We start from the raw sequence: 25,284 nt of genomic DNA on the forward strand, positions 1-25,284 counted from the left end.
GCGAGCCGAATGCCCGCTTCGCCCTGCCTATGGCAAGCGAATAAGGCGGGATTCGGGCATCAGCGCGGCAGCAGGCCCTTGTCGCGATAGGCCTGCGCGGTCATGGCAAGGCCCGCCTCGGCGGCGATGGCCGGGCGCCAGAGATCGGCTGGCGGATGCAATGCTGCCTTCGACACCCAGTCGGCATGGCAGAAATAAGCGGCGCGGTCGGGCGTCAAGCGCGCCTTGTCGCCGCGCAGCAGCCGGTCGATGCGGGCGCCGAGGCGGACCAGGGCGGACGGCATGGAAATCGTCCGCACCGAGGCACGCCCCACGGCGCGGCCAATGGCCCGGGCGAAATCGACATGGCTCCAGCCTTCGGGCGTGCCATCGTCCACTTCATAGACTTTGCCCTGCGTCTCGCCGCCCTGCCGCGCGCCGAGCCGCACCAGCAGATCGGCCAGATCATCGACATGGATGGCTGAGAGACGCCCGCCCGGCGGCAGCAGCACGAAGCCGCGCGTCGCCATCTGGAACAGCTCCAGCAGTTCGGCATCACCCGGACCGTAGATCGCGGGCGGGCGGATCATCGTCCAGTCGAGCCCGCTTGCCTGCACATGCCGCTCGGCTTCCGCTTTCGACCATCCATAATCGGAGAGCCCCGGCTCGCGCGCCGCGAGGCTGGAGACATGGACGAGCCGCATGACGCCCGCACGCCGCATGGCGGCAATAACAGCCGCAGTGCCGGTGGCATTGCCCGCCTCGAAGCCGGCGCGGGTCGGTGCATTGACTACGCCGGCAATGTGGATGACCGCATCCGCGCCGGCGACCAGCGCATCCAGCGCGGCGGCATCCTCCAGCGAGCCGGCAATCCAGCTCACGCCCTCGCGCGGCGGCTGGGGGCGGCGGGTCAGCGCGCGCACGGCATGGCCGGCGGCCAGCGCCGTCTCCACCGTCGCCTTGCCGACAAAGCCGGTGGCGCCGGTGAGGGCAAGCGTGCTCAGAGCAGCACCATATAGCTGCGATGGACCATCGCGGCGCGCGGGGTACCGCCGAGCAGTCCGGCAACCTCAGCGCTGCGCTTGCCGATGATCCGCTCGGCGTCCTGGCTGTCATATTGCGCGAGACCGCGCGCAATCACCGCGCCATCCGGCCCGACGATATCGATCACATCGCCGCGCGCATAGACGCCGCTCGTGCCGGTGACACCGGCCGGCAGCAGGCTGCGGCCCTTGCGCAGGGCTTCGGTCGCGCCGGCATCGACGCTGAGCTTGCCCTTGACGGTGAGGCGCCCGGCCAGCCAGCCCTTGCGCCCGCCGCGTTTGGCCGAGGCGCGGAACACTGTTCCGCGTCCGCTGCTCTGCCAATGGCCGAGCGGCGCATCGACACGGCCGGAAATGATCGCCAGATGCGCACCGGCGCCGGTCGCGATCTGCGCGGCCTGCAGCTTGGAGATCATGCCGCCCGATCCCATGCCCGAGGCGCTGTTGCCATCGCCCATAGCCAGCACGGCGGCGTCGATCTTCTCGACCAGCGGGATCAATGTGGCATCGGGATTGCTGTGGGGGTTCGCCGTGTAGAGCCCGTCGATATCGGAGAGCAGCACCACCGCATCGGCGCCTGCCGCCTGGCCGATGCGCGCGGCCAGCCGGTCATTGTCGCCGAAACGGATTTCCTCGGTGGCGACGCTGTCATTCTCATTGACCACCGGCACCACGCCGAGGCCCGCGAGCCGGTCCAGCGTGGCGGAGGCATTGAGGTAACGGCGGCGATCCTCAAGGTCGCCCAGCGTCACCAGCATCTGCGCGGCGGGAATATCGTGCCCGGCAAGCAGGTCGGCCCAGACCTGGCTGAGCGCGATCTGGCCGACGGCGGCCGCAGCCTGCGCATCCTCCAGCGTCGCCCGCCCCCCCTTGGCGAGGCCCAGACGGCGCGCGCCAAGCGCAATCGCGCCGGAGGACACGACGATAATCTCCTGCCCATCCGCGCGGCGGGCGGCGATCTCGTCCACAAGGCTGGTCAGCCAGTCGCGCCGCACGGAGCCGTCCGGGGCGACGAGCAGCGCCGAGCCGACCTTGATGACAATGCGCCGAATGGCGGCGGGCGGGAAGCCGGTGAGGGCGTCAGTCATGATGGGTATCCCCAACGCACTCTTCTCTCATGCCCAGAACAAACCCCCCGTTCGTGTCGAGCGAAGTCGAGACACGCGAGACCTGTGCCAGCCGTGTCTCGACTTCGCTCGACACGAACGGCGCGGGGGACGGGGGAAAAGCCCCTCCTCTTCAGAGGAGGGGTTGGGGTGGTGCTGGACGATGGGGCGTGAGCGCCGCGCACCCGACACCGGCGCATCACCACCCCCGCCCCCTCCTCTAAAGAGGAGGGGAGATACATCCTCAAATGGGGGACCATGGCTTGTCCTCCACCTCACCTTCCTGCGCGGCCTTCTCCTCGGCCTCGGCGCGGTGAACCTCGCCCAGCATGGGCAGCACGGCATCGAGCAGCGCCTCCATGCCCTCGCCGGTTGCGCCGGAGATGATGAAGGCCTTGCCTGCGCCGGCCTTCTTCAGGTCCTTGGCGACATCTTCCATCAGCTCCTGCCCGAGCAGATCGCCCTTGTTGAGCGCGAGAAGCTGCGGCTTGTCCTCCAGCCCCTCGCCATAATTCTCCAGCTCGGTCTGCACGATGCGCCAGGCCTCGACCGGATCGTCCCCGGTCGCGTCGATGAGGTGGATGAGCACCCGGCAGCGCTCGATATGCCCGAGGAACCGGTCGCCGATGCCTGCGCCTTCCGAGGCGCCCTCGATCAGCCCCGGAATATCGGCCAGCACGAATTCGCGCCCCTTGTGCAGCACCACGCCGAGCTGCGGCTTAGTCGTCGTGAACGGATAGGCGCCGACCTTGGCCTTGGTGTTGGTCACCTGATTGATGAAGGTCGACTTGCCGGCATTGGGCAGTCCGACCAGCCCCACATCGGCTAGCAGCTTGAGGCGCAGCCACACCCAGCGCTCCTCGCCCGGCCAACCGGTGCCGTGCTGGCGCGGCGCGCGATTCGTGCTGGTCTTGAAACTGGCATTGCCGCGGCCACCATCGCCGCCGCGCAGCAGGACGATCCGCTGGCCGGGCTCGGTGAAGTCGGCCAGCACTTCACTATAGCCTTCTTCATCCGGCTCGGAGATGACCTGCGTGCCCACTGGCACCTTGATGACGAGATCATCCCCACCCGCGCCGGTGCGGTCGCCACCCTCGCCATGGCCGCCGCGTGGCGCCTTGAAATGCTGGGTGTAGCGGAAGTCGATGAGCGTGTTGAGGCCGGGCACCGCCTCGAAGATGATGTCGCCACCCTTGCCGCCATTGCCGCCATTGGGGCCGCCATATTGAATATATTTCTCGCGCCGGAAGCTGACCGCTCCCGGCCCGCCCGCACCCGAGCGAATGAAAATCTTGGCCTGATCTAGGAAATGCATCGGCCGCCCATAAGGCCTTTGCCCGCAAAGGTGAAGCGCAGCCTCATACGGGCCCGCCTTCCCATGCTTCCATTTCTCCGGCGAGGCGTTACCTCAGCCGGGTTCGACTGGTGAAAGGCACGCGCGTGACCGTCATAGCAGCACGGCGATATCGCAATGGCGAGGTTGTGGGGGATGTCGACATCCACTGCCCCCGCCATGACCGGCTGCCGGCGGGCGAGTTCGTCTGGATCGGCCTGCATGAGCCGGATGCCGAAGAACTGGCCCAGGTCGGCACCTGTTTCGGCCTGCACCCGCTCGCGCAGGAAGACGCGCGCAAGGGCAAACAATTGCCCAAGCTGGAGCTGTACGGAGACCAGCTCTTCCTGATCCTGCGCACGGCGCATCTGGAAGGCGATCTCATTGGCTATGGGGAGACCTCGGTCTTTCTCGGCGCGGACTTCATCGTCACCGTGCGCCACGGTTCGGCGCGGGCGCATTCGGATCTGCGCGCCCGGCTGGAGAGCGCGCCCGCCGCCTTGGCCCACGGCCCGGATTATGTGCTGCACGCGATCATGGACTTCATCGTCGACGGCTATTTCCCGGTCGTCGATGCGCTGGAGGAACAGGTGCTGGCGATGGAAGCCGCTGCCGGCGAGGCCTTCCTCGACTCAGACCAGATCCGCCAGATTTTCGCGACCCGCCGGGAGATCGTCCGCTTCCAGCGCATCCTCGGGGTGATGAGCGACGTTGCCGGGCGCATGGTCAATCATGTCCAGCCGAACATCGATGAGAACATACTGCCCTATTTCCGCGACGTGCTGGATCATGTCCGGCGGGTCGAATATCGCGTCGCCGGGCTGCGCGACTATCTGACCTCCGTTGCGGAAACGAGCAGCCTGCTCGAACAGCGCCGACAGGGCGACATCACCCGGATGCTGGCGGCATGGGCCGCGATTCTCGCTGTGCCCACCGCCATTGCCGGCATCTACGGCATGAATTTCAGCAACATGCCTGAATTGCAGTGGCGCTATGGCTATTTCATCGTGCTGGGCGGCATCGCGATCATCTGCGCCCTGCTCTATCGGCGCTTCCGCAAGCTCGGCTGGCTGTGAGCGGTCTGCGGCCGCGCTCGGGGTGAGCACGGCCACGGACCGCCAAACGCATCGCCGTCACGCGACCAGCAGGCCGATCGACATTCAGAAGATGACGTGGCGGAGTCGAAGCGACCGGAGGGCAAAATGGTGGATTTCTGCGCCCCGGACGCAGCGTACTTCTAGTACGTGAGCACCGGAAGCGCGGGAAGCCGCCATTTGCAGGCCGTCAGGACTGAATGTCGATTGGCCTAGGCCGCGACGGGCTCGCGATCCGCGTAAATTTCCACCGCCACGTCCTCGCGCATGTCGCCTTCGCCGCCCTCTTCATAGAACTGGCAGAGATCGGCGCGATTGCGGCCACGGCTGTGGCGCGGCTCGGGGCGGCCCGTCGGCCGGAATCCGAGCTTGCGCAGCACCCGGCCGGAGGCGGGATTGTCGGTGAAATGGCTGGCGCGAATGTTGCGCACGCCCGTCGCGCGGGCGATCTGCATCACGGCGGAGGCGGCTTCGGTCGCGAAACCCAGGCCCCAATAGGGGCGCGCGACCCAATAGCCCAGTTCCAGCGCGCCATCGTCCTGCGCGTGGATGCCGCAGGAGCCGATGAGACGCGGTATTCCCTGCGTGCGCTTCATCACCAGGAACTTGGGCTGCAGCGGATCGTGATCGCCGGCGAGAAAATCGACCGCATCGTCCAGCGTATAGGGCCAGGGCGCGCGGGCAAGATTCCGCACGATCGCTTCATCCGCGATGGCGGCATAGAGCGCCTGCGCATCTTCCGGCCAGCCGGGCCGCAGCAGCAAACGGGGGGTACGTGCAAACATGGTCTTGTCTCCGGTTCCGGGGCGCTCTGCCGCAGACAGATGACGCCTGTGAGACAGCCTTGCGAACGCTGCGAGCAACCGTGCTCCTGACGCGCCGAGGTCTATCGAGGGTCCAGGGAGAACAAGAAAAAGGGAGGAGGGGCGATCCCTTCTCCCTTGGTTTCAGATGAACCGGCACCGGCTCACCAAGGGATCGTCCCGCTGGACGATCCCTGTCATGAATCGTCCGATTATTCCGCGGCTTCCGCCATCACGTCCACAGACACAAATTTGCGACCGAGCTTGCCGTCGTGGAACACCACGCGACCTTCGGTAAGCGCAAACAGGGTGTGGTCCTTGCCGATGCCGACATTGCGGCCCGGGTAGAACTTCGTGCCGCGCTGACGGACGAGAATATTGCCGCCGAGCACGCTCTGGCCGCCGAACTTCTTCACGCCAAGGCGCTTCGATTCTGAATCGCGACCGTTGCGCGATGAACCGCCAGCTTTTTTATGTGCCATGGTCTAAACTCCTCGAAACTTTCAGAGCATTTTCAGCAAAGGTGGAAACCGGTTTTGCGTCCGAAAATGCTCAATCAACCAAATTCAGGCTCAGGCTTCGGCGGCTGCCGGAGCGGCGTCGGCCTTCTTGGCGGCGGCCTTCTTCTTCGGCGCTTCGGCGCCGATCGCCACGATCTTGAGGATCGTGTGCTGCTGGCGATGGCCGTTGCGACGACGGTAATTGTGCCGGCGACGCTTCTTGAAGACGATCACCTTCTCGCCCTTGGCCTGGGCAATGATCTCAGCCGAGACCGTGAGGCCCTTGCTGTCCTTGATTTCCGAGCCGTCACCCGCGAGCAGGACATCGTCCAGCGTGACGGTTTCGCCGGCTTCACCAGCGATCTTCTCGACGACGATCTTGTCTCCGGCGGCGACGCGATATTGCTTGCCGCCCGTACGCACGACAGCGAACATGGGCTTAACTTCCATCAATCAAATGCTTGGCGCGAACGGCATGGCACAGCCATTTGGAGCTGTCCGCGCGGGAATGTGGCCCCTTAGTGAGGGTCGCTGGACCTGTCAACGGAAAGACTCGGATTTTCGCCGCGCAACCTCACGCGCCGCGCCATCAAACCGGCAACGGGCACCGGCTGCGCGCCATGGTTGAAGCGCTTCTCCCGCCACCCTAAATGAAAGGCATCATGCTGCGCCGACTCACCGCCTTTTTCGCCCTGATGATTCTGGGCTCTGCCGTCAACGCGCAGGCCGACCCGCGCGCCTTCCCGTCGCTCGCTAAGCGTCCGGTCGAAAGCCGCGACCGCACCGTGCCCCCGGCGCCGGCGATCAAGCCCGCCGCCCCGGACCCGGCGCTCGCCACGCAGGTGGATCGCTTCACCCGCGATGCAGGCAGTGCCGACACGGCCTTTCAGAGCCTGCTCGCCGGCAGTCGCGCCAGCGTGGCAGCAGGCGCAGGGGCGGCCCCGAACAGCGAATCCTGGGTGACCGCGCAGACGGCGATCAGCGCGCTCGACAGTGCCCGTTATGAAAGCGTCGCCGCGCTCGCCGCGCTCGATACGCTTTTTGTCGAGCGGCAGGACGCGGAGGATGCCGCCCGCGTCGCCGCAGACCTTGCCGTCATCGATCCGGCCCGCCTGCGCGTGCTCGCGATGGTCGACGCGCAGAATGATGCGCTCGACGCCCTCAGGCGCCAGCTTCCGCAGCCTTGAGCGCGGCGGTGTGCAGCGCCGCCTCCTCGACATAGGCCTCCACGCCGCGCCGCATCCCGTGCAGGTCGGCCTCGCCCAGATCGCGCATATATTTGGCCGGTCGCCCGCTCCAGAGCTGGCCTGAGGGCATGCGCTTGCCGGGCGTGAGCATCGCGCCTGCCGCGAGCATCGCATCCCCCTCGATGACGCATCCGTCCATCACGATGGCGCCCATGCCGACGAAAGCGCGATTCTCCAGCGTGCAGCCATGGATGATAGCCATATGCCCGATCAGCACATCGTCGCCGATGATCGCCGGATGGCCCCCATCGCCGAAATCGCTCTCGACATGGACAGTGCTGCCATCCTGAATGTTCGAGCGCGCGCCCACGCGAATGGCGTTGATGTCCGCCCGCAGCACGCAATTGTACCAAACGCTGGCCTGCGGGCCGATCTCGACGTCGCCGATGATGACGCAGCCCGGCGCCACGAAGGCGGTCTCGTGAATCTTCGGCGTCTTGCCGTTGAAGGGAAGGATAAGAGGCCTGGTCATGACTTGTCCTCGCTCAGCGCCGTCCAGTCCGCGCGCCGCATCTCATAGATGATCGTGGGGTTGTCGGCCGCCGGATAACGGCTGTCACCATAGTCCAGATCGGCACGACGCCGCATGCCGAGTTTCTCCATCAGGCCCCAGGAGGGCGGATTGCTGAGCGAGGTCTGCGCGAAGACCGCCGGCAGATCCCACGGCCCGAACGCCCGCGCCAACATCGCCCGCGCAGCCTCCTGCGCATAGCCCCTGCGCCAGCAATCGTGCCGGATGATCCAGCCGATCTCCCACTGCCCGGCCAGCTCGTCGGGGGCTTCCGGCGAATCGATGAGGCCAAGCCCGCAATCACCCAGCAGCAGCCCGTCGGACTTGCGCTCGATCATCGCCAGCGAGATGCCCTTGGTCTCCCAGTCGGCCGCGATCCGCGCGAAATTGTCCGCAATGGCCTCCGCCGGTCTGGGGCCGCCCAGATAGGCCCGCACTTCCGGCGTGTTCATGTGGGCAAGCCAGACCGCCTGATCGCCCGGCCGCTCGGTCCGCAGGATCAGCCGCTCGGTTTCAGCGATCATTCTGGCCATGGCGTTCCCTCACTGGCCCGCTCAGCCGCCCAGCAGCCGGGCGGCATGCAGCGCATGATAGGTCAGCACGCCCGTACAGCCGGCGCGCTTAAAGCTCATCAGCGTTTCCATCACCAGCGCGTCGCGCTCGCCTGCGCCGACGGTCACGGCAGCCTCGATCATCGCATATTCGCCGCTCACCTGATAGGCGAAGACCGGGATGTTGAAGGCATCCTTCACCCGCGCGACGATATCGAGATAGGGCAGGCCGGGCTTGACCATCACGCTGTCCGCGCCCTCGGCAATGTCCATCGCCACTTCGCGCAGCGCCTCGGCGCCATTGGCCGGGTCCATCTGGTAGCTCTTCTTGTCGCCCTTGAGCAGCCCGCCCGAGCCCACCGCATCGCGGAACGGACCATAAAAGGCACTCGCATATTTGGCGGCATAGGCCATGATTTGCACATTGGCGTGACCATCGGCCTCCAGCGCTTCGCGAATCGCGCCGATGCGCCCGTCCATCATGTCGCTCGGCGCGATGATGTCCGCCCCGGCGGCGGCCTGATTGAGCGCCTGGCCGATCAGCATCTCCACCGTAGCATCGTTCACGACATAGCCGGCTTCATCGAGCAGGCCGTCCTGGCCGTGCGCGGTATAGGGGTCGAGCGCCACGTCGGTCAGCAGGCCGATCTGTGGCACGGCATCCTTGATCGCGCGGATCGCCTCGCACATCAGATTATCCGGGTTGAGCGCCTCCGTGCCATCGTCACTGCGCAAATCATGCGGGGTGTTGGGGAACAGGGCGAGGCAGGGAATGCCCGCCGCCGCAGCCTCCCGCGCGCGCGCCACGGCGAGATCGACCGACCAGCGCGAGACGCCCGGCAGCGAGCCGACCGGCTCCTCGACCCCGCGCCCCGCCGTGATGAACAGCGGCCAGATGAAATCGGCCGGCGTCAGGCGATGCTCGGCATGAAGGCGGCGGCTCCAGGCGGCAGCGCGAGTGCGGCGAAGGCGAAGCTCGGGATAGGCAGCGTGCGTCATGCCGGCGGAATAGGCCTCTCGCGCGCGCCGATCAATGGCTGCGGCGCCGCTCGCCCTTGAGAGACGGTGGGGCGCGCCCATCCACGTTCATTCCTTCGACAAATGATATTCAATCCGTTACGCCGTCGCAAACGGCCGATATCCGGCCAACAACAGATCCAAGGGAGAGGCAGGCATGGCATCCACCGCCGCCACCACATTCAGCGCCGCGCTGGCCAGCAGGCCCGTGCGCAGGTTTCAGTGGATCACGGTCGGCATCTGCCTGCTCATCCTCGTCAGCGATGGCATCGACATGCAGCTGCTCGGCATCGTCGCACCCCTGGTGATCGCCGATTTCGGCGTGGATCGCGGCACATTCGGCATTGCGATGAGCGCGGCGCTGAGCGGCTTCGGTCTCGGCGGCTGGCTGGGCGGGATGCTGGGCGACAGGATCGGGCGGCGCTACGCCCTCGCCTTCGCCGCGATCATCTTCGGCCTCGGCACCATCGCGGCAGGCCAGGCCGGCAGCGTGACCAGCATGGCCCTGTGGCGGCTGGTCAGCGGCATCGGCTTTGGCGCGGCCTATTCCAACGCGCTGACCATGGCCAGCGAGTGGCTGCCGGACCGGCTGCGGCCGATTACGGTCAGCTCGCTCTCGGTCGGCACCCCGATTGGCGGCGCCGTGGTCGGCTGGGTCGCCCCGGCCCTGTCGGATCTTTATAGCTGGCGCTGGACCTTCATGGTCTTCGGCATCGCGACGCTTTTCCTCATCGTGCTGATTATCGCCGTGCTGCGCGACAGCCCCTCCTTCCTCATCGCGCGCGGCCGCAAGGCGGAGGCGCAGGCCGTTGCCCGCCGCGTGCTGGATGAAGACATCGACCTCATGCCGGAGCGCCATCGCGCGGATGATGGCGCCGGCGTTGCCATCGGTGTGCTCCATCGCAGCAACCTGCGGATGAACATCGGCGTCTGCACCTCCTTCACCGCCTGCGCCCTCGTCGCCTATGGCATCCTCAACTGGTCCACCACATTCCTGACCGCCGCCGGCTTCACCCTGCCCCAGGCGGGCAATGCCGTCTCGGTGGCGGGCATCACCTCCATGGTCGCGGCGATTGCCGCCGGTTTCCTCAGCCGGCGGCTGGGCACCCGCACGGTGATGAGCGGCATCAGCATCGCGCTGTTCCTCTGCATCGTCACGCTCGGCTTTTTCGTCGAGACGCTCTCCCCGGTGCCGACCGAGACCGAGCGGCTGATCGTGGTCAGCCTGATCGGCGCCTCGGCGGCGGCGTTCAGCGGCGGCATCGCGACCATGTATGTCATCATGACCCATGGCTATCCGCCCTCCTGCCGCTCGTCGGGAATCGGCTTCGGCATCTTCATGAGCCGGGTCGGCGCGGTGTCGGCCAGCGCGTTCGGCGGCGCGCTGCTGGAGCTGGGCAATGGCAGCGTCATTCCCTTCTTCGCGGTGCTGGCAGTCGGCGCCATTCTCGTCTCGGCAGCCTCCTTCATCGTCGACCAGCATATGCCGCCCGCCGGGCGCCCGGTCCCGCTGCCGGCCTGAAGGATCAAGACCCGGGAACCGAATCTGCGCAGGTCCGCTTAAGGCGCATGCTGGCGCGCGCACCATTTGAGGATGTTCTGGAGGAGATCGCCTCGGGCGACCTCTCGTCCGGCTCCGGCACGGCTGCAGCCTGTGCGCTGGCGATGGCCATTGCCTGCCTGCGCAAGGCGATCGCGGTGAGCCTCCACCATCCCCCTGTCGACCCTGCCTTGCACGATTCGGCGGCGCGCCTTTGCGCCCTGCAGGATCGCGCGCTCGCCGCCGCCAAGGCGGACGCCGTCGGCTTTCCGCGCCTCGTCCGCGCCCGCCCGGAGGGTGAGAAAGCCCAGGCCGCGGACGATCTGGTGGCGCTGGCCGACCGCTTCACCTGGCTCTGCGCGCAACTCATGGCTGAAGCCGAGCGGCTGGCGCCACTGCTGCGCGCCAACATGGCCAATGACATCCTCGCCGCTCGCCGACTGGCCGACGCCGCCTCCGCGATCATGGAGGCCAATGGCTCGGAGAACGCAGGCGACGCAACCGAAGGCGCATAGCTCCCCTACCCAAGCGCCGCTGCGCTTGCTAATCGCGCGGCATGACAGATTTTCGCGATCCGCTGGACAGCATCAAGGACCACCCCTTCGATTCCGCGCTGTCCGAGCGATATCTGGTCTACGCGCTCTCCACGATCACCGCGCGCTCGCTGCCCGATCTGCGCGACGGCTTGAAGCCGGTCCACCGCCGCCTGCTGTGGGCGATGCGCCTTTTGCGGCTCGAACCGAGCGGGCCGGCGCCGGATATTTTGGTCGCCAATCCCGAGCGGAACACCACCAGCTACAAGAAATGCGCCCGCGTCGTGGGCGACGTCATCGGCAAATATCACCCGCATGGCGATGCCTCGGTCTATGACGCGATGGTCCGGCTGGCGCAGGACTTCTCCCTGCGCACCCCGCTGGTCGACGGGCAGGGCAATTTCGGCAATATCGATGGCGATAACGCTGCCGCCATGCGCTACACGGAAGCGCGGCTGACCCAGGCTGCTGCCGATCTGATGGCCGGCCTCGACCATGGCACCGTCGATTTCCGCCCGACCTATAATGGCGAGGAGGAAGAGCCCGAGGTCTTCCCCGGCCTGTTCCCCAATCTGCTCGCCAATGGCGCCAGCGGCATCGCGGTGGGCATGGCGACCAGCATTCCGCCGCACAATGTCGCCGAGGTGATCGACGCGGCCACGCTGCTGATCGACCAGCCGGAAGCCGATCACGCCCAGCTCATGCAGTATATGAGTGGGCCGGACTTCCCGACCGGCGGCGTGCTGGTCGATCCGCCCTCGGTGATCTCGGACGCCTATGCGACCGGCCGGGGCAGCATGCGCCTGCGCGCCCGCTGGCACCGCGAGGATGAAGGGCGCGGCACCTGGATCGCGGTGATCGACGAGATTCCCTATGGCGTCGCCAAGGGCAAGCTGATCGAGCAGATCGCCCAGCTCATCGCCGACAAGAAGCTGCCGATCCTCGCCGACGTGCGCGACGAGTCGGACGAGGTTCTGCGCATCGTGCTGGAGCCCCGCGCGCGCACGGTGGATCAGGACGTGCTGATGGACAGCCTGTTCCGCCTGACCGATCTGGAAAGCCGCTTCCCGCTCAACATGAACGTGCTGGATGCCAGCCACACGCCCCGCGTGATGGGCCTGCGCGATCTGCTGACCGAATGGCTCAAGCACCAGATCGAGGTGCTGGTCCGCCGCGCCCGGCACCGCATCGAACAGATCGACAACCGGCTGGAACTGCTCGACGGCTATATCATCGCCTATCTCAACCTCGACCGGGTGATCGAGATCATCCGCAGCGAGGATGAGCCCAAGCCGGTGATGATGGCGGAGTTCCAGCTGACCGACCGGCAGGCCGAGGCGATCCTCAACATGCGGCTGCGCTCGCTGCGCAAGCTGGAAGAAATGGAGTTGCGGCGCGAGCGCGACGACCTCGCCGCCGAACGCGAGGATCTGCACAAGCTCGTCGAATCGCCCGCCCGCCAGCGCACCCGCCTCAAGCGCGACCTTGCCGATCTGCGCAAGCGCTACACGCCGGAAAAGGGCATCGGCGCACGACGAACCGGGCTGGAGCAGGCCGGGCCGGCGCGCGAGATTCCGCTTGAGGCGATGATCGAGCGCGAGCCGATCACCGTCATCATGTCCCAACGCGGATGGATTCGCGCGATGAAGGGCCATGCCGATCTCACCGCCACCGATGCGCTCAAGTTCAAGGAAGGCGACGGCCCGGCCTATGCCTTCCACGCGCAGACCACCGACAAGCTGCTGCTCGCCGGATCGGATGGGCGCTTCTACACGCTGGGCGCGGACAAGCTGCCGGGCGGGCGCGGCTTTGGCGAGCCGGTGCGGCTGATGATCGATCTGGCCAATGAGACCGACATCGTCGCGCTGTTGCCAGCGAGAGCCGACGGCAAACTGCTGCTCGCCGCCAGCGACGGGCGCGGCTTCATCGCCGCGATGAGCGAGATCATCGCCGAGACCCGCAAGGGCCGGCAAGTAGTGAACCTCAAGGCCGGCGCACAGCTCAAGGTGGTGCGGCCGGTGGCACCGGGGGCCGATTCGGTCGCTGTCATCGGCGAGAATCGCAAGCTGGTCATATTCTCGCTCGCCGAACTGCCGGAAATGGCGCGCGGACAGGGCGTCACCCTGCAGCGCTACAAGGATGGCGGCCTCTCCGACGCGATGACGCTCACGCTGACGCAGGGCCTCTCCTGGACGATGGGCGGGGACAGCGGGCGGACTCGCACCGAAACCGACCTGCTCTCCTGGCGCGCGGCCCGCGGCGCTGCCGGGCGAATGCCGCCCAACGGCTTCCCCCGCGACAACCGCTTCGACTGACCCGTCAGCGCACAAATCCTCCTTTTCCCGTCACGGGACGAGGGGGACTGTTGCAGCATCAACAAAAATAGGGGCTTGCGCCAGACTTTCAGCCTTAATTTACCATGGGCCGTTAACCCGGCGATCCATGACGGCAAGCGCAAAACGCGAGACGGAGCATGTAGAGGCAGCGGCACGCCCGCGGCCTGCGCCCTTTGACGCCTCCATGACAGCGCCCTTGCCGGCGATCGACGACCTGCGCGGCTATACCGCCTTCCTCAAGGCGCTCCCTTATCCCGCCGCGCTGTTGACCCAATCCCCCTCAGGCCTGCACGTTCTGGTCGGCAATGCGGAGTTTTTCAGCTTCGTCGAGGATCAGGCCGCCAACGAATTGCTCGACTGCGAGGACAGCCAGCGCAGGCAGCGTAACTGGCGGCACCGCGCGCAGGCGATGTTCGATTCGCAGCGCCGCTCCGACCGCTTCGAGCTGGAATTTCATGACCGGCTCGGGCTGCGCGCCTACAGCTGCTCGCTGACTTGGGTGGAGGAAGACGATGCGCAGCCCGCCCGGCTGGTGCTCTTCACCGCCACGGACCGCACCAGCGAGCGCAATGCGGAAAGCACATTGCGCAAGGAGCTGATGACGGACAGCCTGACCTCGCTGCCCAACCGCATCGGCTTTGTGGAGCAGATCGAAGGCCTCGCCGAAAACGGCCGCCCGGCCGCGAGCAAGGCGACCTATGCGATCATCGGCTTCGATCTCGTGCGGTTCAGCCGCATCAACGAATCGCTGGGCGCCATGGCAGGTGACGAGCTGATCATCACCGTCGCGCGGCGCGTCAAATCCGTGCTGCGGGCGGGCGACGTGCTGGCCCGAATCGGCGGCAACGAGTTCGCCATCTTCGCCCATGTCGGCCATGGCCTGTCCGAAGTGCTCCAGATCGCCGAGCGGGTGCGCAAGGCATTCGAGGCACCGATCCGCCTCTCCACCTATCTCATCAACGTCGAGGTCGCGTTGGGCTGCGCGCTGGCGCAGGAAGACAGCGACGATATCGAGCGGCTGCTCCGCCAGGCGCAGGCTGCGGTGAAGCGCGCCAAGAAATCCGGCGCGCTGGAGGTCTACCGCGCCAACGTCCTCCGCGAGGCGCTCAAGCGCTTCACGCTGGAGAACCGCCTGCGCGAGGCGATCGACAATGGCGAGCTGACGATGGTGTTCCAGCCGCTGATCAACCTTCAGACGGGCGCGGTGAAGGGTTTCGAGGCGCTCACGCGCTGGGAAGACTCGGTGCTGGGGCAGGTCTCTCCCAATGAGTTCATCCCGGTCGCCGAGGAATCGGGGCTGATCGTGCCGCTGGGGCGCTGGGCAATGTGCGAGTGCGTGCAGACCCTCGCGGATTGGGACAGGCGGTTCGGCGAAACCCTGCCGATCACGATGAACGTCAACCTCTCACCGGTGCAGATGGTGCGCGACAATGTGCCCCGCGCGGTGGAGGAAGCGCTGCGCTATGCCGGCATTGCCGGCAACCGCCTGATCATCGAGCTGACCGAAAGCGCCCTGATCGCCGACCCGGACAAGACCCGGCAATTGCTGGGGGCGCTGCAGGCGATGGACGTCACGGTGGCGATGGACGATTTCGGCACCGGCTTTTCCAACCTCGCCAGCCTCCAGTCGCTCCCCATCGATGTGCTCAAGATCGACCGCAGCTTCGTGACGGACATGATCGGCGACGCCGACAAGATCGCCATCGTGCGCGCCATCGTCAGCCTCGCCGGCGCGCTCGGTATGGAAACCACCGCAGAGGGCATCGAGACGCCCGATATGGCCGATGCCCTGCGCAAGCTCGGCTGCCATTTCGGTCAGGGCTATCATTTCGCGCGCCCCCTGCCGCCGCAGGAAGCCTTCCACTACTGGCTGGAGCGCAGCGCCGCCCCGACCATCTGACGCGCCATCTCGCGCGTCTCATCCGGCTCGGGAAAACCCCGGTCGATCCACGCTCTCTCCAGCGCCTGAAGCGTCCGCGCCACCAGCGGACCTGCCGTCAGCCCCATCGCAATCAGATCGCCTCCCGAAAGCGGCAGGCGCGGCGCCTGCCAGCCGATCAGCGTCGGCGCGCAGTCGGACGAAAAGGCCCGGCCCAGCAGCAGCTGATCGACCGCGCTGTCTTCGCCCAGCGCATAGGCCAGTGCCTGCGGAGTGGCCGCCGAGGTCGGGGTAGCGGCCGCGCGCAAACGCTGGCGCGCCTTGTTGGAGAGCCGCAGCCGTGCGCCGACCTGATCGGCCAGCGCGCCATCGGGCGGAAGCAACGCCGCCAGACGACGCAAGCCGGCCGGCGCGATGCCCGTCGCCTGCTCGGCGGCGATGAGCGCGCGCAAGGCGGCGACGCCCTCCACATCGATCTCCGGCAGCACGGACGCCAGCACCCCGTCGCCCACCATCGCCGCGATCACGTCGGCCGGGTCGGGCAGACCGAGCAGCTTGAGCATCTCGTCCGCGACGCGCTCCCGCGAAAGCGCCATGAGGCTGGTCGCGTGCGCCACGCAGGCGCGATAATCCGGCGTGTCGCGATCCAGCGTGCCAAACCGGGCCGTAAAGCGGAAATAGCGCAGGATGCGCAGATGATCCTCGGCGATGCGCTGATGGGGATCGCCGATGAAGCGCACGCGGCGAGCGAGCAGATCGGCGCGCCCGTCGAAATAATCGGACAAGACGCCACTGGCGGGATCGGCATAAAGCGCGTTCATCGTGAAGTCGCGGCGGGCCGCGTCATCCTGCCAGTCCGTGCCGAACGCGACCGTCGCCCGGCGTCCGTCGGTGGAAACATCCCGCCGCAATGTGGTGATCTCGATCGGGCGATGATCGAGAATGGCGGTGATCGTGCCATGCGCGATGCCGGTCGGCACGGCGCGCAGGCCAGCGGCCTTGACGCGCCGGACCACCTCCTCCGGCAGGTGGACGGTGGCGATGTCGATATCCTTAACCGCGATGCCCAGCAGGGCATCCCGCACCGCGCCGCCGACGAAACGCGCTTCGCCTTGGTCCGCGCCCAGCGCCTCGCAGAGTGCCAGTAGGCCCGGCCAAGCCCGCCACTCGGCATCGGGAAGCCGCTCGGGGAGGGGCGCGCTCATGCGGCCGCCTCGATGCGCCGGGCGAGGTTGACCAGCATCGCTGCCGTCACGCCCCAGATGCGGTGCTCCTGCCACAGAAACTCGTAATAGCTGCGCGTGCCGCCTTCCCAATCCACGGTGCGCAAGGCGCGGTTGGTGGGATCGAGCAGGAAATCGAGCGGCACCTCGAAGATGGCGTCAACCTCCGCCTCGGATGGCCGCAACGCCAGATCGGGCGGGACGATGCCGACAATCGGCTCGATCTCGAACCCCGTGCCGGTGCGGAAGCGATCCGACCGGCCCATCACCTCCACTGCCTCGGGCGGCAGCGCGATTTCCTCATGCGCCTCGCGCAGGGCCGCCTCCACCGCGTCACGGTCGCCCGGGTCCAGCCGGCCACCAGGAAAGGCGACCTGCCCGGCATGGGCGCGTAGCCCCGCGTGGCGCAGGGTGAAGATCATGCCCGGATCAGGGCGGTCGGTCACCGCGATCAGCACCGCCGCGGGGGTGAATGGCCCCTCCGGCTCGGGCCGGTTGCGATACAGGAAGAAATCATGTGTATGCGCCGAGTCGAATTCCGGCCGCAACGAGGCCGTCAGCCGGTCCCGCCAGCTCATGCCGTCGTCTCCAGCGCGTGAAAGACGCCGCCGCTCCACAGGCCCAGGGGATCGTGCCCCTCCGCAATGGCAAGATCGGCCAGCGCATAATAGACCGGGCGGATCAGCCGCGCGCGCAGGCCAGCCTCCAGCCCGAGCGCGGGACGCGGCCCCGCCGCATTCTCTTCCATCCCGAGCGGATGGGCGCCGTCAGCCGTGACCCACTGCCCGGTCGCCCCAATGCGGAACCGCAGCGTGCGCGCCTGCCCGTCCCCCTCGCTCGCCATTTCCACCGCGAACAAAGGCGCGTCCTCGACCTCGATGTCGAGCATCTCGACCGGCGTCACCAGCACATGCCGCCCGTCCGGCTCGCGCCGCAACAGGCGCGCGAACAGGCTCACCAGTTCGGGGCGGCGGATCTCGCGCTCTTCATGAAACCAGCGGCCCTGCGCATCGATTCGCATGGCGCTGTGCCCGCAGCGCGTGGGCGACCAGTCCATAACCGGATAGGGACGCGCCGGATCGGCATCCTGCGGGACGCCGGCAATGGGCAGATCGGAACCGGGATCGAGAGGCGCAACCATGCGCTGCAGATAGGCAAGGCCAGCCGGCTTGGCAAAGGGCGTCTCGCACCGGTGCCACATGGCGTCCGCCGCGATCAACGCGCTCAGACCGCCGGCGTGGCCGTCGCCCCCGCCACCAGGGCCGTGCCGCGCGGGCCAAGACTGCCGGCGGAGGGCAGCACCACGCCGGGCGCCGCGCGGGTCAGCAAGCGGTGCCGCTCGACCGGACCGGGCACGGCCCAATCCCCCGTTGCATCGGCCGTAAAGCCCCAGAAGCGGCCATAATATTCGGGATCGCCGATCATCACCAGCGGATCGCCCGGATGCAGATCGACGGTTTCGATCAGCCGGTCCATCAGCGCGCGGCCGGTGCCATGGCGCTGCATCGCTGGGACCACCGCGACCGGCCCGACCATGATCAGCGGTGTCTCGCGACCGTCCGGGCCGTGCAGGGCCACCGGCCAGCTTTGCAGCGTGCCGATCAATTGCCCGTCCGAATCGAAGGCGGCGAAGGAGAGGTCCGTGAACCAGGCCATGCCCAGGCGGATGCGATAAGCCGTGCGGCCGTGGCGCGCCGGGCCAAATGCCGCATCGAGCAGCGCGGTGATCGCCGCGTCTCCGGTTCCTGCCAGCTCGCCGATCCGTGTCACCGCTTGCCGTCCGCCTTCCAAGCGGGCAATAGCGCCCGAGGCGGCGGCCTTTAGCGCTTCACGCCCAAATGAAAAGGGTTATTCGAGGCTATGATGGCGGGACGCGAGGCGGGAATGCCAGGAACGGGAGGGCACAGCGCCAATCCGGCAAACGGCGTGAATCCCATGGATGACATGCTGCTGCTTGAGATCGAGGATCTTGAGGTGGATGTGCTGACCGGCATCTATTCCGAGGAAACCCATCTGCCGCAGCCGCTGCGAATCAGCATTCGCGCCCTGCTCGAGCATCGCAGCCATTACGAGCCCAACACGCCGCTCAGCACGTCCAAAAACTATATGGACCTCAAGCATGCGGCGACCACGGCGATCACCCGGGGCCAGCACTTCATGCTGGTCGAGGCCGTGGCCGATCACATCATCGACACCATCTTCCTGCAGGACCGCAAGGCGCGCCACGTGACGGTGAAGATCGTCAAGCTGGCCCTCTCCGAGCGGAACGAGAAGATCGGCGTCACCCTCTCCCGCTGGCGGAAATAGGGTTCGCAGACCCACATTCCTCCGCCCGTTCGTGTCGAGCGAAGTCGAGACACGTTAGAACAGCGCTCGCGTGTCTCGACTCGCTCGACACGAACGGGATGTGCTTGGTGAAAACCTAACCCTTCTTCAGCCCGATCTCGCGCAGCCGCTCATGCAGATAATCATGCGCGCTGATCGGCGGTTCACGCAGCGGATTTTCCGCGCTCACGCATTGCGGCAGCGCCTCGATCATCACGTCCGGCTCGAGATGCAGGAAGAAAGGCATGGAATAGCGCGGGATGTGCCGGCGCTCGGGCGGGGGATTGACGACGCGGTGGCTGGTCGAGGGCAGCACATGATTGGTCAGCCGCTGCAGCATATCGCCGACATTGATGACCAGCGCGCCAGCGGGCGGCGTGGCCGGAATCCACTCGCCCTCGCGCGTCAGCAGCTGCAGCCCGCCTTCCTCGGCGCCGAGCAGCAGGGTGATGAGGTTGATATCCTCATGCGCGCCGGCGCGAATGCCCGGCGCCTGCGCGGAGACGGGCGGATAATGCAGCAGCCGCAGGATGGAATTGCCCTCGTCGATCTTGGCGTCGAACCAGTCCGGCGCCAGGCCGAGATGGCGCGCGACGCCGGAGAGGATGCGCGCGCCCACGGCATCGAACGCCGCGAACAGCGCCGTAAAAGTCTCCTCGAACCCCGCGATCTCGCCCGGCCAGATGTTGGGCGGCATATCGGCGGCGAGCGGATGACCGGCCGGCAGGGCGCGGCCGACATGCCAGAATTCCTTGAGGTCGTTCTCGCTGGCGCCCTTGGCGACCTCTGTCCCGAACGCCGTGTAGCCGCGCTGTCCCGCGCCGCCGGGCACGAGATAGGCGCGCTTGACCGGATCGGGCAGCGCGAAGAATGCCTTTGCCAGCGCCCAGCCGCGCGCCACGAGGTCCGGGTCCATCCCATGATCGGTGACGATGGCGAAGCCATATTCGCGGAAGCTGCTGCCGATCGCATCGGCGAAATCCTGCGGCGAGAGGCGCGCGAGCGAGAGAGTGGGGACATGCCCCAGCGGATCGGATGACGTCATGACGGTCTCACTCGAACGTGAAATGATGATGCCTGACTAGGCGTTCGCGGCGCGGCTGTCACGCCGGGCCTGGCGGACGGAAGGCCCTTGCACGCCGCGTACCGGCATGGAATGGCGCCCGGGCAGGCTGGCAAAGGAGGATCGATCGCCCATGCGCTACTGGCTGATGAAATCGGAGCCCGATGTGTTCTCCTGGGACGATCTGGTCGAGAAGGGTCGCGCCGAGTGGGACGGGGTCCGCAACCATGCCGCCAAGCTGAACATGAAGGCCATGGAGGTCGGTGACCAGGCGCTGTTCTATCACAGCAATATCGGCGTCGAATGCGTTGGCATCATGGAGATCGTCCGCGGGGCCGAGCAGGACAGCACGGATGAAACCGGCAAGTGGTTCGCGGTGGAAGTCGCGCCGGTGCGCAAACTCGCCAAGCCGGTCACGCTCAAGCAGATCAAGGCCGATCCTGCATTTGCGAACATGGCTTTGGTGCGACAATCGCGCCTGTCCGTGTCGTCGGTGAGCGACGTGGAATTCCAGAGGATCGTTGATTTATCGGAGCAATAAGCATTCCCGATTGAATGCGCGGGCCACAACGATTGCAGTTTTTGCATTCGTCGCTCGGCGTTTGCAATTGAACTTTGCTGCGTTGCAACACAAATGGCCTCCAGAGACCCGGGCGCTGCGCCCGATCAATTCCGGGAGCCACGACATGACCATTCTCAAGAAGATTTTTGCTGCCTACATCTCTGCCGCTGCCATGAGCGTTCCGTTCGGCGGCCTGTAAGCAGATGACGCACGGCGCGACCCACTGAGGTGGCTCTGCTGCAAATCAAAAGGCGACGCTGCAAGGCGTCGCCTTTTTTGTGCGCCTTTTTGCTGGCGCATCTGCGGCCGCTTCCCTACAGCGCGGAACAAGGATCGGCCCGGCGCGGATTATCCCCGGACTTATCCACACTCATCCACAGTTTTGATCGCGGTCCCCGCATTGCAGCGGCGGATAATGCTTTGCACGACTCGATTCTCGTGAGACCATCAAGCCATAGAGAGACAGAAATATTCTGTTAAATCAGAATGTTGAGTTGATCTTACGGACCAAGACCTGCGCGCGGTGACGTGCTCAGCGCGTTGGTTCGGCCCGCCGCCGACCGCAGGATCACGCTTCCCCCGGGAACAGGATCGCGAGGCAGCGGGAAGGATGCAGGCTCTGCCGTCTAGGCATGATCCCGCATCCGCAAAGGCCGGCACGGCTTGCCCTTCGGGCGAGCCTCGCGCGGTCGATCCGAAGGCGGCCTGCCGCAGCCGGATCAGCACGTCGGACTTCCGCAAGGAATAGGACGTGAGGCGCACGATCTGACGATCGAGAGCGTCGTGCCAGACGCTGGATGTCCCGGAGACGGGCTGGAAGGCGATGGCATCGTGGGGGCCGGTAGCGATGCCGGCCCCCATTTTCATGAGTCGCGCGCGGTGAAAACCCCCGCACGCCCGGCCTTCGATCAGACCATCAGCGCCTCGGCCTCATCCAGCGTATCCGACAGGAGCTGGACGACGGCACGATAGGGCTCCGGCCCCGCCATGTTCAGCCCCGCGCGCTTGAGGATCTCGACCGGATAATCCGAGCCGCCGGCCTTGAGCACGGCCAGATAATTGTCCCGCGCCTTCGCCCCGCCGCGCTTGATTTCACCGGCGAAATAGACGGCGGCGGAGAAGCAGGTGGCATATTGGTAGACGTAGAAGCTGTTGTAGAAGTGCGGAATATAGGCCCATTCATTGCCATAGGCCGGCTCCATGCCGACCTTCGGCCCATGGTAGCGCGCCAGCAGATCGGTGTAGAGCGTGGTGAAGGCGCCACCCGACAGACCATCGCCCGCCTCGGCCCGGTCATGCGCCACCAGCTCAAACTCGGCAAACATCGTCTGGCGGAAGAAGGTGCCGCGAATATTCTCCATCCGCTGGCCGAGATAGAAGAGCTTCTCCTCGCGCGTCTTGGCCTGCGACTCCATATAATCGAGCAGCAGCAGCTCGTTCAGCGTCGAGGCGATTTCCGCGGTGAAGATCGGATAATCCGCTTTCTCGAAAGGTTGCGCGGCATTGGCGAGCAGGCTGTGCATGGCATGGCCCCACTCATGCGCGTAGGTGCTCAGGCTCTCATATTCGTCGCTCAGGTTGAGCAGCAGATAGGGATGCACATCATAGGCGCTGGACTGCATATAGGCGCCCGGCCGCTTGCCGGTCCGCGGCCACGGGTCCATCCACCGCGCGGCCGTCGCGCGTGAGAGGGAGGCGGCATAATCGCGCCCCAGCGGCTGCACCGCCGCGAGCGTCAGTCGCCGCATCTCATCGAGCGAAAAGCGGCGCCCCGTCTCCACCAGCGGCGGATAAATATCGTAATAATAGAGGTCCGGCAGCTTGAGCATCCGGCGGCGTAGCTCGAAATAGCGGTGAAGCTGGGGCAGGCCCTTGTTGGTTTCCGCCACCAGGGTGCGATACACACCCTCCGGCACATTCGATCCGGCGAGGGCCGACGCCAGCGCGGTGGGATATTTGCGCGCCTTTGCATCGAAGATATTGCCGCGGACCTGCGCCAGATAGGTCGCACCGAAGCTGTTGCGGAACTCCCCATAGGTCTTCCAGAAGGCATCGAACACCGCCTTGCGATCCGCCCGCTCGGGTGCCGCGCGGTGGACGGTATAGCCCTGATTGTCGAGCTTCACTTTCTCGCCAGTGGACAGGGTGATGCTGGGCCAGGGGATGTCCGAGCTGCGCAACTGGTCCGAAATGTCGCCCGGCGCCGAAAGCACGGATGTTGCGCTCGCCAGCAGCCCTTCGCCTTCCGGCGAGAGGGTATGCGGCGCGCGACGCAGCATGTCGGCCAGCGCATGATCGAACCGATCGCGCAACACGGCATTCGCGGCGATGAACTGCTTGATCTTCGCCTCGCCAATGCTCAGCACTTCCGGCGCGATCCAGGCGCTGGCCTCGCTGAACGCGGTGAACAGGTCAACCGCCTGCCCCTGCTTCTCCTGGTTCGCAGAGACGCGCACATCCTCGTCGGCACGCAGGCTGGCATAGACATAGACGCGCAGAATCTGCCGGTAGAGGTCGGACTGCATGGTGAAGGCCGCCGCGAGCGTCTCGGCACTTTCGCCGAGCCGCCCCTTATAGGCCGCCATGCCCTTGACCGCCTCGAGCGCGGAAAGGCGGGCGCTGTCCCACGCGGCATCGTCGGCATAAAGCGCGCTGAGATCCCAGGTAATATCCCGGTTGGAGGCGGTTTGCGCGGCAAGCGAAGCAGGCGCCAGCGCGGCGAGGCCGGCAAGAGCGGCGGCGGCCACGGCTTCGCGGCGGGAAAGGTCGGTCATGCGGTCATCCTGATCGGGCGCCGCGGAACAGGCAGCGCCAGGTTGCGATGCCCCACTGTGTCGGCATTGCGCGCCGATGGGAAGATGCTTGTGCGAAACCGGCGGCGCCCGCACGGCCCGCCGTTGCCCAAAGGAAAAGGCCGCCGGTTTCCCGACGGCCTTCCCTGATACCAAAGCGGTGAACTTCTTAGAAGTCCATGCCGCCCATGCCACCCATGCCGCCGGGCATGCCAGCCGGAGCCGAGGACTTGTCCTCGGGCAGCTCGGCAATGGTCGCCTCGGTGGTGATGAGCAGACCGGCAACCGAAGCCGCGTCCTGCAGAGCGGCGCGCACAACCTTGGTCGGGTCGATCACGCCGGCTTCCACCAGGTTCTCATAGACGTCGGTCGAAGCGTTGAAGCCCCGGGTCTCGTCATTTTCGCGCAGCAGGTTGCCAGCGACGACGGCACCGTCGAAGCCCGCATTCTGAGCGATCTGACGCAGCGGCGCTTCGATCGCCTTGCGGATGATGTCGATGCCGCGGGTCTGGTCGTCATTGACGCCCTTGAGGCCGGCCAGCGCCTTGGTGGCGTACAGCAGAGCCGTACCGCCACCGGGGACAATGCCTTCTTCGACAGCTGCGCGGGTGGCGTGCAGCGCATCGTCAACGCGATCCTTGCGCTCCTTCACCTCGACCTCGGACGCACCGCCAACCTTGATGACGGCCACGCCGCCAGCCAGCTTGGCCAGACGCTCCTGCAGCTTCTCGCGGTCATAGTCGGACGTGGTCGTCTCGATCTGCGCGCGGATCTGCTCGGTGCGGCCCTTGATGGCATCCGCATCGCCAGCGCCATCGACGATGGTGGTGTTGTCCTTGTCGATGGTGACGCGCTTGGCGGTGCCGAGCATGCCGACCGTGACGTTCTCGAGCTTGATGCCGAGATCCTCGGAGATCACCTCGCCCTTGGTCAGGACGGCGATGTCTTCCAGCATGGCCTTGCGACGGTCACCGAAGCCCGGCGCCTTCACGGCAGCGACCTTCAGGCCACCACGCAGCTTGTTGACGACGAGCGTGGCCAGAGCCTCACCCTCGATATCCTCGGCGATGATGAGCAGCGGACGACCCGACTGCACCACGGCCTCCAGGATGGGAAGCAGCGCCTGCAGCGAGGAGAGCTTCTTCTCGTGGATGAGGATGTAGGGGTCAGCCAGCTCGACCTGCATCTTCTCGGGATTGGTGATGAAGTAGGGCGAGAGGTAGCCGCGGTCGAACTGCATGCCTTCCACGACGTCCAGCTCGAAATCGAGGCCCTTGGCTTCCTCGACCGTGATCACGCCTTCCTTGCCGACCTTTTCCATGGCCTCGGCGATCTTCTCGCCGACTTCGGTGTCGCCGTTGGCGGAGATGATGCCGACCTGGGCGATTTCCTTGTTGCCGGAAACGGCCTTGGAGCGGGCCTTGAGGTCCTCGACCACCTTGGTCACCGCGAGGTCGATGCCGCGCTTGAGGTCCATCGGGTTCATGCCGGCCGCAACCGACTTCATGCCTTCGCGCACGATCGCCTGGGCGAGAACGGTCGCGGTGGTGGTGCCGTCACCGGCAATGTCGTTGGTCTTCGAGGCCACTTCGCGCACCATCTGGGCGCCCATGTTCTCGAACTTGTCCTTGAGCTCGATTTCCTTGGCGACCGACACACCGTCCTTGGTGATGCGGGGGGCGCCGAAGCTCTTGTCGATCACGACGTTACGGCCCTTGGGACCGAGGGTGACCTTCACTGCATCGGCGAGAATGTCCACGCCGCGCAGGATGCGCTCACGGGCATCGCGGGAAAATTTGACGTCCTTGGCTGCCATGTTGCTAGTCCTTCCTTGAATTCAACGGAGT

General features: G+C 66.2%; 25 protein-coding genes. 9 read left to right on the top strand and 16 right to left on the bottom strand.

Translation table 11 applies throughout. The features are described from left to right. Positions 1-59 precede the first annotated feature (59 nt). The 3 genes from M2335_RS00570 to obgE form a co-directional block, all read right to left on the bottom strand. Complete coding sequence (locus M2335_RS00570; protein ID WP_264595325.1) at positions 60-983, bottom strand: NAD-dependent epimerase/dehydratase family protein; 924 nt, start codon at positions 981-983, stop codon at positions 60-62. Next, positions 980-2,110: a glutamate 5-kinase gene (proB, locus tag M2335_RS00575; protein ID WP_264593459.1), complete on the bottom strand. Its 1,131-nt coding sequence runs from the start codon at positions 2,108-2,110 to the stop codon at positions 980-982. Before proB ends, M2335_RS00570 begins: the two co-directional genes overlap by 4 nt. A gap of 262 nt (positions 2,111-2,372) precedes the next feature. Continuing rightward, the gene (obgE, locus tag M2335_RS00580) at positions 2,373-3,443 is read right to left on the bottom strand and encodes a GTPase ObgE (RefSeq protein WP_181560910.1); all 1,071 of its coding nucleotides are present in this window, start codon (positions 3,441-3,443) and stop codon (positions 2,373-2,375) included. 125 nt (positions 3,444-3,568) lie between these two features. Here obgE and M2335_RS00585 point away from each other — a divergent pair, with 125 nt between their 5' ends. Further along, entirely contained in the window at positions 3,569-4,537 is a 969-nt protein-coding gene (locus M2335_RS00585) for a magnesium and cobalt transport protein CorA (protein ID WP_264593460.1), read from the top strand. 230 nt (positions 4,538-4,767) lie between these two features. Here M2335_RS00585 and M2335_RS00590 read toward each other — a convergent pair whose 3' ends face one another. The 3 genes from M2335_RS00590 to rplU all read right to left on the bottom strand — a co-directional run bounded on the left by M2335_RS00590 (position 4,768) and on the right by rplU (position 6,293). After that, complete coding sequence (locus M2335_RS00590; protein WP_264593461.1) at positions 4,768-5,340, bottom strand: GNAT family N-acetyltransferase; 573 nt, start codon at positions 5,338-5,340, stop codon at positions 4,768-4,770. Positions 5,341-5,570: 230 nt separating this feature from the next. Further along, the gene (gene rpmA / locus M2335_RS00595; protein WP_181560913.1) at positions 5,571-5,840 is read right to left on the bottom strand and encodes a 50S ribosomal protein L27; all 270 of its coding nucleotides are present in this window, start codon (positions 5,838-5,840) and stop codon (positions 5,571-5,573) included. A gap of 90 nt (positions 5,841-5,930) precedes the next feature. Continuing rightward, positions 5,931-6,293 carry a 50S ribosomal protein L21 gene (gene rplU / locus M2335_RS00600; protein ID WP_264595326.1) on the bottom strand — a complete coding sequence of 121 codons (363 nt, stop codon included), beginning with the start codon at positions 6,291-6,293 and terminating at the stop codon, positions 5,931-5,933. A 227-nt stretch (positions 6,294-6,520) separates the two neighbouring features. Between rplU and M2335_RS00605 the strand changes: the two genes are divergently transcribed. After that, entirely contained in the window at positions 6,521-7,045 is a 525-nt protein-coding gene (locus M2335_RS00605) for a hypothetical protein (RefSeq protein WP_264593462.1), read from the top strand. Here M2335_RS00605 and M2335_RS00610 read toward each other — a convergent pair. The 3 genes from M2335_RS00610 to hemB are packed head-to-tail and all read right to left on the bottom strand — an operon-like array spanning position 7,020 to position 9,166. Further along, positions 7,020-7,577 (bottom strand): gamma carbonic anhydrase family protein, encoded by a 558-nt coding sequence (locus M2335_RS00610; RefSeq protein ID WP_181560915.1) that lies wholly within the window; start codon positions 7,575-7,577, stop codon positions 7,020-7,022. The two genes, M2335_RS00605 and M2335_RS00610, sit on opposite strands and share 26 nt — an antisense overlap. After that, positions 7,574-8,149, bottom strand: coding sequence for a GNAT family N-acetyltransferase (locus M2335_RS00615; protein ID WP_264593463.1), 576 nt, complete (start codon positions 8,147-8,149; stop codon positions 7,574-7,576). Before M2335_RS00615 ends, M2335_RS00610 begins: the two co-directional genes overlap by 4 nt. A 21-nt stretch (positions 8,150-8,170) precedes the next feature. Next, the gene (gene hemB / locus M2335_RS00620; protein ID WP_181561559.1) at positions 8,171-9,166 is read right to left on the bottom strand and encodes a porphobilinogen synthase; all 996 of its coding nucleotides are present in this window, start codon (positions 9,164-9,166) and stop codon (positions 8,171-8,173) included. A gap of 175 nt (positions 9,167-9,341) precedes the next feature. Here hemB and M2335_RS00625 point away from each other — a divergent pair, with 175 nt between their 5' ends. From M2335_RS00625 to M2335_RS00640, 4 genes are all read left to right on the top strand, one after another. Beyond that, positions 9,342-10,706 (top strand): MFS transporter, encoded by a 1,365-nt coding sequence (locus tag M2335_RS00625; RefSeq protein WP_264593464.1) that lies wholly within the window; start codon positions 9,342-9,344, stop codon positions 10,704-10,706. A 47-nt stretch (positions 10,707-10,753) separates the two neighbouring features. Beyond that, positions 10,754-11,239: a cyclodeaminase/cyclohydrolase family protein gene (locus M2335_RS00630; RefSeq protein WP_264577839.1), complete on the top strand. Its 486-nt coding sequence runs from the start codon at positions 10,754-10,756 to the stop codon at positions 11,237-11,239. Between the two features lie 41 nt (positions 11,240-11,280). Continuing rightward, positions 11,281-13,572, top strand: a complete 2,292-nt coding sequence (gene parC, locus M2335_RS00635; RefSeq protein WP_264593465.1) for a DNA topoisomerase IV subunit A — start codon at positions 11,281-11,283, stop codon at positions 13,570-13,572. A 205-nt stretch (positions 13,573-13,777) separates the two neighbouring features. Continuing rightward, positions 13,778-15,493 (top strand): putative bifunctional diguanylate cyclase/phosphodiesterase, encoded by a 1,716-nt coding sequence (locus M2335_RS00640; protein ID WP_264593466.1) that lies wholly within the window; start codon positions 13,778-13,780, stop codon positions 15,491-15,493. On the opposite strand, the gene M2335_RS00645 is transcribed toward M2335_RS00640, so the two are convergent. The 4 genes from M2335_RS00645 to M2335_RS00660 are packed head-to-tail and all read right to left on the bottom strand — an operon-like array spanning position 15,457 to position 18,465. Continuing rightward, on the bottom strand, positions 15,457-16,677 hold the full coding sequence (locus tag M2335_RS00645) for a CCA tRNA nucleotidyltransferase (protein WP_264574111.1): 1,221 nt from the start codon (positions 16,675-16,677) through the stop codon (positions 15,457-15,459). The two genes, M2335_RS00640 and M2335_RS00645, sit on opposite strands and share 37 nt — an antisense overlap. Next, positions 16,674-17,273 carry a CoA pyrophosphatase gene (locus M2335_RS00650; RefSeq protein ID WP_264574110.1) on the bottom strand — a complete coding sequence of 200 codons (600 nt, stop codon included), beginning with the start codon at positions 17,271-17,273 and terminating at the stop codon, positions 16,674-16,676. Before M2335_RS00650 ends, M2335_RS00645 begins: the two co-directional genes overlap by 4 nt. Then, entirely contained in the window at positions 17,270-17,896 is a 627-nt protein-coding gene (locus M2335_RS00655; protein WP_264593467.1) for a DUF1285 domain-containing protein, read from the bottom strand. Before M2335_RS00655 ends, M2335_RS00650 begins: the two co-directional genes overlap by 4 nt. A gap of 23 nt (positions 17,897-17,919) precedes the next feature. Next, positions 17,920-18,465, bottom strand: coding sequence for a GNAT family N-acetyltransferase (locus M2335_RS00660; protein ID WP_264574108.1), 546 nt, complete (start codon positions 18,463-18,465; stop codon positions 17,920-17,922). A gap of 165 nt (positions 18,466-18,630) precedes the next feature. On the opposite strand from M2335_RS00660, the gene M2335_RS00665 reads away from it, so the two are divergent. Beyond that, entirely contained in the window at positions 18,631-19,002 is a 372-nt protein-coding gene (locus M2335_RS00665; protein WP_264593468.1) for a dihydroneopterin aldolase, read from the top strand. A 115-nt stretch (positions 19,003-19,117) separates the two neighbouring features. Here the strand turns inward: M2335_RS00665 and M2335_RS00670 are convergent, their stop codons facing one another. Then, entirely contained in the window at positions 19,118-20,065 is a 948-nt protein-coding gene (locus tag M2335_RS00670; protein ID WP_264576911.1) for an isopenicillin N synthase family dioxygenase, read from the bottom strand. 151 nt (positions 20,066-20,216) lie between these two features. Between M2335_RS00670 and M2335_RS00675 the strand changes: the two genes are divergently transcribed. After that, positions 20,217-20,624, top strand: a complete 408-nt coding sequence (locus M2335_RS00675; protein ID WP_264593469.1) for an EVE domain-containing protein — start codon at positions 20,217-20,219, stop codon at positions 20,622-20,624. A gap of 10 nt (positions 20,625-20,634) precedes the next feature. Then, positions 20,635-20,844 (top strand): hypothetical protein, encoded by a 210-nt coding sequence (locus tag M2335_RS00680; protein ID WP_264593470.1) that lies wholly within the window; start codon positions 20,635-20,637, stop codon positions 20,842-20,844. A 709-nt stretch (positions 20,845-21,553) separates the two neighbouring features. Here M2335_RS00680 and pepF read toward each other — a convergent pair. Both pepF and groL read right to left on the bottom strand, forming a co-directional pair. Beyond that, the gene (pepF, locus tag M2335_RS00685) at positions 21,554-23,419 is read right to left on the bottom strand and encodes an oligoendopeptidase F (RefSeq protein WP_264593471.1); all 1,866 of its coding nucleotides are present in this window, start codon (positions 23,417-23,419) and stop codon (positions 21,554-21,556) included. Positions 23,420-23,606: 187 nt separating this feature from the next. Further along, positions 23,607-25,253, bottom strand: a complete 1,647-nt coding sequence (gene groL / locus M2335_RS00690) for a chaperonin GroEL (RefSeq protein WP_181560931.1) — start codon at positions 25,251-25,253, stop codon at positions 23,607-23,609. Positions 25,254-25,284: the final 31 nt, after the last annotated feature.

Origin of the sequence: Sphingobium sp. B12D2B (assembly GCF_025961775.1) — a bacterium.
Lineage (GTDB): Bacteria > Pseudomonadota > Alphaproteobacteria > Sphingomonadales > Sphingomonadaceae > Sphingobium.